Source organism: Curtobacterium sp. MCBD17_019, from assembly GCF_003234555.1.
In the GTDB taxonomy this organism is placed as follows: Bacteria; Actinomycetota; Actinomycetes; order Actinomycetales; family Microbacteriaceae; genus Curtobacterium.
Map to the genome: position 1 here is coordinate 77,834 of NZ_QKTT01000010.1, position 13,347 is coordinate 91,180.

The following is a 13,347-nucleotide window of genomic DNA, read 5'->3' on the forward strand; positions in this document are numbered from 1 at the left end:
CGCAGCCGACCGATGCGGCCAGACCCGGCCGCGGCGACCGCGGCGAGGACGGGAGCGACCCTGCCGGCAGGGTCGTCAGCGCGGGTCCGGGAGACGACGGAGACCCTCGCGGAGCACCGCGGGGTCCGCGGCCAAGCACACGCGGATCCACCCCTCACCGGCCCTCCCGAACGCGCTGCCCGGCGCCACCGCGACGCGCTCCGCCAGCAGGAACCGCTCCGCCCATGCCGCGACGTCCCCGTCGGTCGCGTGCGCGACGTCGATCCACAGGTAGAACGCGCCCTCGGGGTCGTTGTACGTGATGCCCTTCGCGTCGAGGACCTCTCGCGCCACCTCGAGGTTCGCGCGGTAGTGGTCACGGGCCTCCTGGACGGCCGAGTGGTCCCCGACGATGGCCGCGAGGGCCGCGAACTGGTCGGGTTCGGCGACACAGCTCACCGTGGCCTCCTGGACCGTCCGCATGGTCCCCGCCATGCCCTTCGGCGTGACGAGGTACCCGACGCGCACGCCGGTCATCGCGTACGTCTTGCTCAGGGAGAACACGCTGAACACCCGGTCGTCCTCGTCGAGGGACGCGGGACTGACGTGGCGCGCGCCGAACGTGAAGTACTCGTAGACCTCGTCACTGATGACCCAGAGGTCGTGCCGACGGGCGAAGGCGAGCAGCCGCTGCACGGTCTCCGCGCCGACCACCGACCCGAGCGGGTTCGACGGCGAGTTGAGCAGGAGCACGCGCGTGCGGTCGGTCACGCTCGCCTCGAGGGCGTCGAGGTCCGGCTCGAACCCGTGCGCCGGTGCCAGCTCGTACGGCACCGGGACCGCACCGAGCATGTGGGCGTTCATGGTGAAGGTCGTGTAGCCGGGGTCCGGCACGAGGACCTCGTCGCCCGGCGCGAGCAGCAGTGCCATCGCCTGGTGCAGGGCCTGGGTCGCCCCGACGGTCACCCAGACCTGCTCGATCTCGGCGTCGATCCGGTTCTCGCGGAACAGCTTCTCCTGGAGGGCCCGCCGCAGTGGCGCGATCCCGCCGTTCGGCGTGTAGTTGGTCCGGTCCTCGGTCCACGCGCGCCGCGCCGCGTCGCCGATGTGCCGGGCCACGGGCACGTCGGGCTCGCCGACCACGAGCATGATGGCGTCGTCGAGGAGCAGAGCCTGCTCGTAGATCCGCCGGATGCCGGAGTCGGGCACGGTGCTGATGTGCGGCGCGAGCGATGGCATGGCGCAACGCTAGTCGAGGGGTGGCGCGTTGATCGCTCCTCGTGGTCCTGGTAACATTGCTCGCTGGCTTGCGTGTTCCATCTCCCACAGGTGGAGCGCGATCCGCGATCGGACCCTCTATCCCTGTGATCGCGTTCACCCGTCCGAGACACACAGAAAGCAGAACCGCATGGCGAACATCAAGTCGCAGATGAAGCGCATCAAGACCAACCTGAAGGCCCAGGAGCGCAACAAGGCCTACAAGAGCGAGCTCAAGACGTACATCCGCCACACGAACGAGGCCATCGCCGCCGGCGACAAGGACAAGGCCACCGCCGCCCTCGTCGTCGCGACGAAGAAGCTCGACAAGGCCGTGAGCAAGGGCGTCATCCACAAGAACCAGGCCGCGAACCGCAAGTCCGCGATCTCGAAGAAGGTCGCCGCGCTCTGATCTGAGCGCTGGCCGAGCCGCACCTCGCCGAACGCCCCCGACACCTCGGTGCCGGGGGCGTTCCGCGTGTCCGGCGCGGCGCAGCTCGGGCTTGGGGGTCAGCACGGCGCAGGGGTCGGCACTGCGCAGGGGTCGGCGCTGCGCAGGGGCCGCACTGCGCAGGGGTCGGCACCCGGCGGATCCGGCCTACGGGATCAGCACCCGGCGGACCATGCCCGGCCCGGTCATGTCCCCTCACCGCGGCGGGCGATGACGCGGACCATCACCTCGAGCGCGTAGTGGGCGTCGCGGGACCCGCCCTTCACCGCCGTGTCGGCGGCCGCGATGCTGAGGATCGCGTTCGCGAGGCCGGCCTCGCTCCAGCCCTGGACGTCTCGCTGCGCCCGCTGCACCTGCCACGGTGCCAGCCCGAGCGCCGATGCCGCCTGCCCGCTCGACCCGCGGAAGGAACTGACCTTCGCCATCGTGCGGATCTTGCTCGCGAACGCCGCGACGATCGGCACGGGGGCCTCGCCGGTCGCCAGGGCGTGCCGGAGCTGCACGACGGCCGGCCCCGATCGACCGGCGAGCGCGATGTCGGCCACCTTGAAGGCGTTCGTCTCGACCCGGCCGCCGTAGTACCGGTCCACCGTCCGGTCCGTGATCTCCTGGTCGTCGTCGGCGAGCAGCTGACGACAGGCGGCAGCGAGTTCGGCGAGGTCGTCCGCGAACGCCGCGACGAGCGTGCGGACCGCGGACGGGCTGATCTTCCGGCGCGCGGCGCGGAACTCGGCCTGGACGAAGTCGATCCGGTCGGTCTCCTTCTTCAGTTCGTCACACTGGACCTCGATCCCGCCGCCGGTGCCGCCACGGATCGCGTCGAGCAGTTTCTTCCCGCGGACGCCGCCGCCATGCCGGAGCACGAGCGTGACGTCGTCGGCCGGGGCCTGGAGGTAGGAGAGGGTCTCGGTGATGAACGCGTCCGTGCACTTCTCGACCTGGACGACGCGCAGGAGGCGGGGTTCGCCGAACAGCGAGGGGCTGGCGAGGGTCGCGAGCAGCCCAGGCGCGTACTGGTCGGCCTCGAGATCGTGGACCTCGAGTGCGGGGTCCTCGGCGAGCAGGAGATCGCGCAGCGAGGTGATCGCTCGTTCGGCGAGGAAGGTCTCGGGTCCCGTCACGAGGACGACCGGTGCCGGCCGGATCGCCGACCACGGGACCTGGTCGATCGCCGCGGCTGCGCGCGCTGGTCTCTTCGCCGCCATGGTGTGCCTCCCGCTCGGGACGTTGGTGGACCCGACCGTGCCCGACCCGGTCCACGCCGGGCTCCGACCCGACCGACCTCCAGCAGTGTACGGGCGACCGGCGACACCCCCGTAGTGGGATCGCCTCGGTCGGGCCGCTCGCGCCAGACCCGGAGGTCGCCGCCCGACGCCGAGAGCACGATCGTGCCGTTCTGATCGGTGCGGAGCGCCGCCGTGCCCGCTGCCTCCAACATCGCGAGCGCGCGGTCGGTGGGATGCCCGTAGGGGTTGTCGGCACCCACGCTCACGATGCCCACCCGAGCCGACACCGCTCGGTACAGCGCCGGGTCCTGGTCGGCGGAGCCGTGGTGCGCGACCTTGACGACGTCGACGGGTGGCCAGCCTCCGGCTGCCGTCACCATGGCGAGCAGCCGTCGCTGCGCCGCCTCGCCGAGGTCGCCGAGGAACAGCGACGACAGGCAGTCGGAGCAACGCCGGGACGGCTCGAACAGGACCGTGACGCTCGCGTCGTTCCCGCCCTCGGTGGTCGACGGAGGGGGCCACACCACCCGCCACGGCAGATCCCCGAGCGTGCCGGCGGTGCCTGCGCCCGCCGTGACCACGTCGGCACCCGCGCGCCGCAGGGTGGCGACGACGTCGGCGTCCGCCGCGCGACCGAGCGGGCCGACGAGGGCGGTCCCGACACGCTCGGCTACCACCCCGACCGCACCCACGTGGTCGCGGTCGTAGTGCGAGGCCACGAAGAGGTCGATCCGGTCGATCCCCAGCAGGTCGAGGCAGCGCTCGAGCCGCTCCGGCTCGTCGCCCGTGTCGACGAGCGCGACCGCATCGTCCCGCCGCACCAGGACCGCGTCGCCCTGGCCGACGTCGCAGGCCGCGAGCGACCAGTCGGCGGGGACGCTCCCCCGGACGACGGCGTCGGGCACGACGACGACCGAGACGCCGATCACCCCGACCACCACCGCCGCGGCCACGGGGACCGCCCGTGCAGCACGGCGCACGAACACGGCCGCCACGACCGCCGCGCTCACCAGTGCGGCCGTCGCGGCGCCGAACGGACCGGCCGGCCAGGGGACCACCGCGAACGGGAGTGCCGCGGCCGCCCGCGCGACGACGGCGATGACCGCGGCGGGTGCCCACGCGGCGGCCGCGAGGAACCAGGCACCGGTCGACCAGATGGGCGCGAGCGCGCACGCCGCCAGCCCGAGGACGGTCGCGACGGGAGCCAACGGCTCCGTGACCAGGTTCGTGAGCACGGCGTACGTCGGGATGGACGGCGCGAGCACCACGGTGACGGGCCAGCACGCGGCCTGCGCCGCGACCGGTACCGCGAGCGACGCCGCGACCACGGGTCCGAGTCGTCCGGCGAGACGCGACGCCAGGACCGGGGCGACCACCACGACCCCCGCGGTGGCCAGGACGGAGAGCGCGAACCCGAAGGACCGGGCGAGCCACGGGTCGACGACGAGCATGCCGATGGTCGCCAGCGCCACGAGCGGTGCGCCCTGCACGGGTCGTCCACGCAGGTGCACGACGAGCACGACGACCGCCATGATCGTCGCGCGCACGATGCTCGGATCCGGCCGCACGAGCAGGACGAATGCGCCGAGCACGACGACCGAGACCACGACACGCGCCAGCCGCGGGGCGCGTGCGGCCCGGCCGACGAGCATCACGAGTCCGACGAGCACCGCGCAGTTCGAGCCGGAGACGGCGGTGAGGTGCGTCAGTGCGGTCACCTCCATCGCATCCGCGGTCCGGTCGTCGATACCGCTCCGGTCCCCGATCGCGAGCCCGCGCAACAGGCCGGATCCGGGGCCGGGCAGTCTCCCGGTGACCTCGGCGAACGCGCGGCGGGCGATCGTGCTGGCCAGGAGCAGCGCCGCGGGAGCGTGGACGACCTCGGGGTCGCCCCGGGTGAAGAGCAGGACGGACGCGGTCGCACCCGGCGTCCCGGCGACCAGCTCCGCCTGCACACGCACCGTGGCACCCGCGACGAGTGGGACGGCGACGTCGCTGGCACCCGGGCCGTGCTCCGTCGAGCCCGGCTCCGCGAGGACCACGCGGGCGGGAACGCGGAGGCCGGTGGTCGTGCTCGTCTCGCCACCCGCGCGGTGTTCCATCCGGACGAGGCGCCCGGGGACCGTTCGCTCACCCGGTTCGCCGTCGCGCTCGAGCACGACCTCGGCGACCACGGCCGCCCCGTCGTCGATCGCTCGGATGGCTTCCGGACGCCGGACGGCGTCACGCACGTCGACGGCGACCGCGACGAGGGCCACGAGCAGCAGGGTGGGCGCGACGAGGCCGACGACGCCGAGCGGTCCGCTGTGCGCTCGGGGTGGGCCCGTCCGCCCGCGACGGACCCCCCGGAGGACGACCAGGACCGCTGTGGCCGCGGCGACTCCCGCGGCCACGGCGACCGGGACCGCGTGCGCGGGACTGGCGACCAGGACCACCGCGACCACCCAGGCCACGGCCACCGGCACGACGAGGCGGAGATCGGGACGTGGCGCACCGAGCGACGTCACACCCGCACCCGGTCCCGGAGGTCCGCGAAGGTCGCGTCACCGATCCCGCTGACGTCGAGCAGGTCCTCGACGCTCGAGAACCGACCGTGCTCGGTCCGCCACGCGACGATCCGGTCGGCGAGCGCCGGTCCGATGCCGGGCAGGGTCTCCAGGGCGGTGGCATCGGCGGTGTTGAGGTCCACCAGGGTCGGGCCCTCCCCACCACCGACGGACGCACTCCCGCCCCCCACGACGGGTCCCGGAGCCTCGGGGACGTCGTCCTCGCCGTCACGCGGCACGTACAGTTGCTCGCCGTCCACCAGCGGCCGGGCGAGGTTCACCCGGCTCAGGTCTGCGTGGTCGGCCGCCCCGCCGGCCTCGGTGACCGCGTCGTCGACGCGGGCACCGACCGGGAGCTCGACGAGGCCCGGCGTGGCGACGGCCCCGAGCACGTGGACGACGACGGTCGCGGGCGTCGCCGCTGGGGGGACCACTCCCGTGGACGCCGTGGCGGGCGCCGACACCGAGACCGCATCGGCGGAGCGCTGGACCGTCGTGGCGTGGTCGGTCAGTGCGCCCACCGCCAACAGCACGAGCGCCACGACCGTCACGGCGATGGCGACGACCACGAGGGCGCGCGGCCGGATCCAGGTGCGGACCGGTGCGGTGTCGTCGAACTCGTCTCCCGTCATGCTCCGACGCTAGGGGCGCTCCCGACGCCGAACGGCCCCGCCGGTGCGTCCTGTGTCGGGACGCCCCAGCGGGGCCATTGTGGAGGAGGGCGCGGAGGGCAGTCAGCCCCGGATCGCGATGTTGACCAGCTTCGGCGCGCGGACGATCACCTTGACGATCTCGCGCTCACCGATGAACCGCTGCACCGATGCGGAGGACCGGGCCAGCGCCTCCAGGGCGTCCGCGTCGATCGACGGCGGCACCTCGAACGTGTCGCGCACCTTGCCGTTGACCTGCACGACCGCCGTGACGCTCTCCTGCACGAGCAGGGTGGGATCGGCCTTCCGCCAACCGTGTGTCGCCACCGACGGCTCGTACCCGAGCCGCTCCCACATCTCCTCGCCGGTGTACGGCGCGAAGACACTCAGACCGAGCGCGACGGTCTCGGTGGCCTCGCGCACCGCGGGGTCTGCCGGCCCGGCACCCGAGTCGATGGCCTTGCGCGTGACGTTGACCAGGTCCATGAGCCGCGCGATGACGACGTTGAACTTGAAGGACTCCATGAGACCGGGCGCGTCGGCGAGGAACCGGTGGGTGACGCGGCGCAGCGCACGGTCACCCTCGGCCCACACCGCGTTCGGAGCCGACGTCACGTCCACCGCCAGGCGGTAGGCGCGAGCGAGGAAGCGCGCGCTCGCGGCGGGCGAGACGTCCTCCCAGTTGATGTCGTCCTCCGGCGGACCGGCGAAGCCCATCACCAGACGGATGGCGTCGACCCCGTGCGCGTCGAGCTCGTCCCCGAGGCTGACGCCGCCCTTCGACTTCGACATCTTCGACCCGCCGGACAGCACCATGCCCTGGTTGAGCAGCGCGTTGAAGGGCTCGGTGAAGTCGATGTACCCGAGGTCGAACAGGACCTTCGTGACGAACCGCGCGTAGAGCAGGTGCAGGATCGCGTGCTCGACACCGCCGATGTACTGGTCGACTGGCGCCCACTTGCGCGCCTCGGCCGGGTCGAACGCCTGGGTGTCGTCGTTCGGGCTCAGGAACCGCAGGAAGTACCACGACGAGTCCACGAAGGTGTCCATCGTGTCGGCGTCCCGCTTGGCAGGAGTGCCGTCCACCGGGTTCGGCACGTTCACCCAGTCCTCGGCGCCGCCGAGCGGGCTCGTGCCCTTCGGCTTGAGGTCGAGTCCCTCGCTCGGCGGGAGCAGCACGGGGAGCTGGTCCTCGGGCACCGGGTACTCGGTGCCGTCGTCGCCGTGGATGATCGGGATCGGCGTGCCCCAGTACCGCTGGCGGGAGATGAGCCAGTCGCGCAGTCGGTACGTCTTGGCGGCGCGACCGGTGCCCTTCTCCGAGAGCAGCCGGATCGCAGCCTGGATCGCGTGCTGCTTGCTCATGCCGTCGAGCGGTCCGGACGCGATCATCCGCCCCTGTCCGGTCAGCGCGACACCGGTCGATGCCGGGTCGAGCGGCGGCAGGTCGAAGTCCTCGAGGGTCGCGCCCTCGGGGATCACCGGGAGGGCACCGGTGACGGCCGCGTTCGTGTCGACGACCACCTTGACCGGGAGGCCGAACACGCGTGCGAAGTCGAGGTCGCGTTGGTCGTGGGCCGGCACCGCCATGACCGCACCGTGGCCGTAGTCCGCGAGCACGTAGTCGGCCGCCCAGATGGGCAGGCGCTCCCCCGTGACCGGATGCAGGGCGAACCGGTTGAGCGGGACACCGGTCTTCGGCCGGTCGGCGTTCTGCCGGTCGATCTCGCTCGTCGCCTGGGTCTCGGTCAGGTACTCGGCGAAGGCCGCCCGGGTCGCGTCGTCCGACGACGCGACGAGTTCGGCGGCGAGGTCACTGTCCGGGGCGACGACGAGGAACGTGACGCCGAAGACCGTGTCGGGTCGCGTCGTGAAGACGGTGACGGGTTCCTCCCGCCCCTCGATCACGAAGTCGACGTCGGCGCCGACGGATCGACCGATCCAGTTGCGCTGCATGGCGATGACCTTCGCCGGCCAGGTGCCCTCGAGCTGGTTGAGGTCGTCGAGCAACCGGTCCGCGTAGTCCGTGATCCGGAAGTACCACTGCGTCAACTTCTTCTTGACGACCACGGCGCCCGAGCGGTCGGACGTGCCGTCCGGCAACACCTGCTCGTTCGCCAGGACGGTCTGGTCCACCGGGTCCCAGTTGACCCAGCTGTCCTTCCGGTACGCCAGGCCCTTCTCGTACATCTTGAGGAACAGCCACTGGTTCCACTTGTAGTACTCGGGGTCCGACGTGTGCAGCTCGCGCGTCCAGTCGAAGGACGGGGCGTAGCGCTTGAACGAGGCCTTCTGTTGTTCGATGTTCGCGTACGTCCAGGCGCGGGGGTCGATCCCGCGCTTGATGGCCGCGTTCTCGGCGGGCAGGCCGAACGAGTCCCACCCGATCGGGTGCAGCACGTTGAAGCCCTGCTGCCGCCAGTACCGGGCGACGAAGTCGCCGAGTGCCCAGTTCTCGGCGTGACCCATGTGCAGGTCTCCGGACGGGTACGGGAACATCTCGAGGATGTACTTGCGCGGGCGGCGGTCCTCCGGGTCCGTCGTGAAGAGCCCGAGGTCCGACCAGATGCGCTGCCACTTGTCCTGGATGCGCCGGGGGTCGTAGGCGTGCGGGTCCTCGACGTGTTGCTCGATGGTCACGGAACTCTCATTCGGTCGGGAGGGACGGGCCACCGCACACGAGCGGGTGACCGACGATCAAGGGTACCGAACCGAGCCGGGCCGCACGCCGCACGGGGACGGATGCCGGGCACTCGCCCGGCGTCCGTCCCCGTGTCGGTGGTCAGTGCGCCGCTGTGCTCAGAGCAGTCCCTTGTCGGTGAGGAACTTCTTGGCGATCTGCGCCGACTTCTCCTTGTCCACGGTGCTCTCGGTGTTGAGCTGGATCAGCGCGGACGTGGTCAGGGCCTTGTCGACCTTCTCGATGTCGGTGGCGGCCTTGCCGGTCACCTTCTTCGAGACGATCGGCGTCACGTTCTGCGGCAGGATCAGGTGCTTCGGGTCCTTGAGGGTGACGAAGTCGTTCGCCTTGATGCTCGGGTCGGCGCTGTAGATGTCGGCGAGCTGCACCGTGCCGTCCTTGAGCGCCTTGACGGTGAGCGCGCCGCCCGAGTCCTCGATCGCGGTGAACCCGACGGTGGCACCGTAGGTGGACTTGAGGCCGTTCGGCCCGTAGGGACGGGTCTGGAACTCGGAGTTCCCCCCGACGGTCAGCTTCGTGGAGACGTCCTTCAGGTCGGCCAGGCTGGTCACGTGGTTCTGCTGCGAGAACTGCTTGGTGACCGTGTAGCTGTCCTGGTCCGTCGCCGCCGCTGCGGGGAGCGCACGGATCCCGCTCGGCAGGGCGGATTTGAGACCCGCGGCGATCTCCGCGGGGCTCGACGCCGTGGACTTCTTGTCGTAGTACTGGAGCAGGTTGCCGCTGTACTCGGGCATGACGTCGATCGCGCCCTTCTGCATCTGCGGTAGGTAGACCTCACGTTGCCCGATGTTGAAGTTCCGCTTCACGTCGTAGCCGTCGTGCTCGAGCACCTGCGAGTACAGCTCGGCGATGATCTCGTTCGAGTAGTACTGCTGCGAGCCCACGACGATGGTCGAGGACCCGGCGGCGGACGACGCGCTGCTGCCCGCGATGGGGCTGCTCGAGGAGCAGCCGGTGAGCGCCGCGACGGCGCCGACGGCCAGTGCGGCCGCGATGCCGAGGCGGAGTCTGGTTGCTGTGGTCACGAGGGGTTTCCTTCCGGGAGGGGATTGTGGGAGGACGCGTGCGTCACCCGGGAACGCGAGCCCGAACGGCCGGCGACGCCCGCGGGCACCACCGCCCGCTGGAACCCGGCGAAGAGGATCTCGAAGACGATGGCGAGTGCGATCACGAGGATCGACGAGCCGAGCATCTCCGCGTAGTCCTGGATCTTGAGGCCGAGGAACAGGTAGCCGCCGAGACCGCCGGCCCCGACGTACGCCGCGAGGGTCGCCGTCGCGACGACCTGGAGGACCGCGGCCCGGATGCCCCCGATGAGCAGCGGCAGGCCGAGCGGGATCTCGACCTTCCAGAGGATCTGCCACTCGGTCATGCCCATGGCACGGGCCGCGTCCACGGTCACCGGGTCGACGGCCTCGATGCCCGCGTAGGCGCCGGCGAGCACCGACGGGATCGCGAGCACGACCAGGGCGATGAGCGGGGCGGACAGTCCGACGCCGAGCGCGATGCCGAGCAGCGTCAGCACGCCGAGCGTCGGCAACGCACGGATGCCGCCGGAGAGGGCGATCGCCACGCTCCGCGCGCGACCGGTGTGTCCGATCGCGAACCCGATCGGGATCGCGATGACCGCGGCGATCCCGACCGCGAGGAGCGTGATCCACACGTGTTCCCAGAGGCGCGTCGGGATGCCGGTGGGTCCGGGGTAGTTGGTGGGGTCGAACACCCACGCGAACGCCTGGCCGATGATCACGAGGTCACCTCCGCGACCGGTGCGGTGGATCGGGCGGCGCGCCGTCGCGTGGCGCGGGGCATGGACCGGGTCCATGGGAGCACCAACCGCCCGAGCAGCACGAGCAGGCCGTCGAGCACGAACGCCAGGACCAGGACCATCACGATCCCGGACCCGATCTCCTCGGGGATCGTGCGCTGGATGCCGTCCGTGAACAGCGACCCGAGGCTCTGCACCCCGAGCACCGCGCCGACCGTCGTCAGCGAGATCGTCGACACCGAGACGACCCGGAGGCCGGCGAGCAGCACCGGTCCCGCGAGCGGCAGGTCGACCCGGAAGAACCGCTGCACCGGCGAGTACCCCATGGCGACGGCGGCTGCCTGCGTGGCCGGGTCGACGGACGACAGCGCGTCGGCCGTCGACCGCACCATGAGCGCGAGCCCGTACAGCGTCAGCGCGACGACGATGTTGACGGGGTCCTGCAGGTCGGTGCCGATCACCGCCGGCAGCGCGATGAACAACGGGAGGGACGGGATCGCGTAGAGCAGGCTGGCGACGGCGACGATGCCGCCGCCGGCCCCCCGGGCGAGCCTCCGGGGCGCCCCGCCGTCCGTCGAGGGGCTGCGCAGTTTGACGACGAGCCACCCGATGGGGATCGACAGGAGGAAGCTGACGACGATCGCCGGCAATGCGGTCGCCAGGTGCGCCAGCGTGTCCGACCAGATGATGTCGAGGTTCGACCACACCCAGGTCACGACGCGCTCCCACCCTGCGCCGCAGCACCCGCCGCGGGGTACGCGGCGGCCTCGGAGACGGATGGGACGGGTCCGGTGAGCACACCGGCGGCACGACCGTCGGCGTCGACCACCACGGGACCACCGGGTGTCTGCTCGATGCGGAGGGCGCGGCGGCCGCGACCGGCACCGACGAAGTCGGCGACGAAGTCATCGGCGGGCGACGACATGATCTCGGCCGGCGTTCCCTGTTGCGCGATCACCCCGCCCTTGCGGAGGATGACGACCTGGTCGCCCAAGCGGAAGGCCTCGTCGATGTCGTGGGTCACGAACACGACGGTCTTGCCGAGTTCTCGTTGGAGCCGGATGAGCTCGTTCTGCAGATCCGTCCGCACGAGGGGGTCGACCGCGCCGAACGGCTCGTCCATGAGGAGGATGTTCGGGTCGACGGCGAGGCCACGGGCGACCCCGACACGCTGCTGCTGACCCCCCGAGAGCTGCGAGGGGTACCGGTCGGCGAGGCCGCGGTCGAGTCCGACGGTGTCCATGAGCTCGAGCGCACGCTCCCGTGCGCGGGCCTTGGGGACGCCGGTCAGCAGCGGCACGGTCGCGATGTTGTCGACGACCTTCCGGTGCGGCAGGAGTCCGCTGTTCTGCATCACGTACCCGATGCGGCGGCGGAGTCCGACCGGCGGGACCGCCGCGACGTCCTCGCCGTCGATCTCGACACTGCCCGCGGTCGGGTCCACCATGCGGTTGATCATCCGGAGCAGGGTGGTCTTGCCGCAGCCGCTCGACCCGACGAAGACCGTCGTGGTCCGGGACGGGATCACCAGGTCGAAGTGCTCGACTGCGGTGGTGCCGTCCGGGTACTGCTTGCGCACCGATCGGAACTCGATCATGGATGCTTGGCCCTTCCGGTTCCTGGGTGCGTCTGGTGGACGCGTGCCCGTCGATCTCCCGCCGATGGGTGGAGGTCGTCCCGCCCACGTACTGAAGCATGCTTCGGCGCGATGGGCAATCACGGATTGCGTACGCGGACATCCGACGCCCTGCTCCGCCGGATCGACCGATCGAGCGGGGTACGAGCGCACCGCACCGGAGGGGTACGGACGGTCAGGAGCGTACCCGGGTCCGCCGACGCTCGCGTCGGGACGATGACGAATCGTGACGTGGCGGACGACGACGCCCGCCCCCGAGAGCGGGAGCGGGCGTCGTCCGGTGGCCCCGGGTCAGGCGTCGGCGAGGACCGATCGCAGGTACGCGCGGGACATCGCCCGGAACTCCTCGACGAGTGCGGCGTCCCCGACACCGGGCACCCGGTGTGCGCGGGCGAGGACCGCGTGCCCGGCCTCGGTCAGGACGGTCCACGCCCGACTCATCCGCTCGGAGTCCGGGAACCCGAAGCGCTCGCGGAAGATGACGGCGACCGCGCCGCCCAGTTGGGACATCCGGTCCTCGGTGCCGTCGTCGCCCTCGGTGACGTCACCGAAGCGGACCGCACGGAACCCCGGCTCCGTACGGTACATCTCGACCGTCATGTCGATGAGCGCGTCCGCGCCCTGCTCCCACGTCGTCGCGCCGCTCGCGTCGATCGACGAGACGAACCGCTCGGCGAGCCGTTGGGCGCACCGGATCGCGAGCGCCTCCACGACCGCGATGCGATCCGGGAAGTACCGGTAGACCGTCCCGATCGAGGCTCCGGCCCGCTCGGCGACCATGGCGGTCGTCAGGCGCTCGAGCCCGATCTCGTCGATCACCGCGGCCGCAGCGTCGAGGAGCCCGGCGAGGCGCGCCGAACTGCGGGCTTGGACCGGCTCGTTCCTGAGCAGTGATGATCCCCCCGGCAGTGCGTTCGATACCTCGGTGACGAGCACGTGTTCTCCTCCTCGCGCGAACGCGATGCTGGTCGACGGCCCGAGCGGCCGATGGCGGCGGGACGAACGGGCGTCCGCGCCGCGACGGGCGACGGACCCGCCGACGTGTTGATGTGACGGTCACAATGGTCGCACCGAGCGCCTGGGTCGACGCTGCGTTTCGACTCCTCGGAGGCAACGCGTGTCGTGGGACGCCC

At 71.5% G+C, this 13,347-nt stretch carries 11 protein-coding genes; 1 reads left to right on the forward strand and 10 read right to left on the reverse strand.

Going from position 1 to position 13,347, the window contains the following annotated elements; translation table 11 throughout:
• Positions 1-75: 75 nt before the first annotated feature.
• Entirely contained in the window at positions 76-1,218 is a 1,143-nt protein-coding gene (locus DEI82_RS10790; RefSeq protein WP_111036759.1) for a pyridoxal phosphate-dependent aminotransferase, read from the reverse strand.
• A gap of 169 nt (positions 1,219-1,387) precedes the next feature.
• Between DEI82_RS10790 and rpsT the strand changes: the two genes are divergently transcribed.
• Positions 1,388-1,648, forward strand: coding sequence for a 30S ribosomal protein S20 (gene rpsT, locus DEI82_RS10795; RefSeq protein ID WP_111008662.1), 261 nt, complete (start codon positions 1,388-1,390; stop codon positions 1,646-1,648).
• 224 nt (positions 1,649-1,872) lie between these two features.
• Here the strand turns inward: rpsT and holA are convergent, their stop codons facing one another.
• From holA to DEI82_RS10840, 9 genes are all read right to left on the reverse strand, one after another.
• Positions 1,873-2,892 (reverse strand): DNA polymerase III subunit delta, encoded by a 1,020-nt coding sequence (gene holA, locus DEI82_RS10800; RefSeq protein WP_111012609.1) that lies wholly within the window; start codon positions 2,890-2,892, stop codon positions 1,873-1,875.
• On the reverse strand, positions 2,805-5,420 hold the full coding sequence (locus DEI82_RS10805) for a ComEC/Rec2 family competence protein (RefSeq protein ID WP_111036760.1): 2,616 nt from the start codon (positions 5,418-5,420) through the stop codon (positions 2,805-2,807). Before DEI82_RS10805 ends, holA begins: the two co-directional genes overlap by 88 nt.
• Positions 5,417-6,091 carry a ComEA family DNA-binding protein gene (locus DEI82_RS10810; RefSeq protein WP_111008659.1) on the reverse strand — a complete coding sequence of 225 codons (675 nt, stop codon included), beginning with the start codon at positions 6,089-6,091 and terminating at the stop codon, positions 5,417-5,419. The genes DEI82_RS10805 and DEI82_RS10810 overlap by 4 nt, the downstream gene beginning before the upstream one ends.
• Before the next feature lie 102 nt (positions 6,092-6,193).
• A complete protein-coding gene (leuS, locus tag DEI82_RS10815) occupies positions 6,194-8,749 on the reverse strand; it encodes a leucine--tRNA ligase (protein ID WP_111036761.1) in 2,556 nt (851 codons plus the stop codon).
• A 159-nt stretch (positions 8,750-8,908) separates the two neighbouring features.
• Entirely contained in the window at positions 8,909-9,835 is a 927-nt protein-coding gene (locus tag DEI82_RS10820) for an ABC transporter substrate-binding protein (protein WP_111012613.1), read from the reverse strand.
• Positions 9,832-10,560, reverse strand: coding sequence for an ABC transporter permease (locus tag DEI82_RS10825; protein ID WP_111012858.1), 729 nt, complete (start codon positions 10,558-10,560; stop codon positions 9,832-9,834). Before DEI82_RS10825 ends, DEI82_RS10820 begins: the two co-directional genes overlap by 4 nt.
• Positions 10,557-11,294: an ABC transporter permease gene (locus tag DEI82_RS10830; protein WP_111036762.1), complete on the reverse strand. Its 738-nt coding sequence runs from the start codon at positions 11,292-11,294 to the stop codon at positions 10,557-10,559. The genes DEI82_RS10825 and DEI82_RS10830 overlap by 4 nt, the downstream gene beginning before the upstream one ends.
• Positions 11,291-12,175 carry an ABC transporter ATP-binding protein gene (locus tag DEI82_RS10835; RefSeq protein WP_111008655.1) on the reverse strand — a complete coding sequence of 295 codons (885 nt, stop codon included), beginning with the start codon at positions 12,173-12,175 and terminating at the stop codon, positions 11,291-11,293. Before DEI82_RS10835 ends, DEI82_RS10830 begins: the two co-directional genes overlap by 4 nt.
• A 330-nt stretch (positions 12,176-12,505) precedes the next feature.
• On the reverse strand, positions 12,506-13,150 hold the full coding sequence (locus DEI82_RS10840) for a TetR/AcrR family transcriptional regulator (protein ID WP_181435187.1): 645 nt from the start codon (positions 13,148-13,150) through the stop codon (positions 12,506-12,508).
• Between the last annotated feature and the right edge of the window lie 197 nt (positions 13,151-13,347).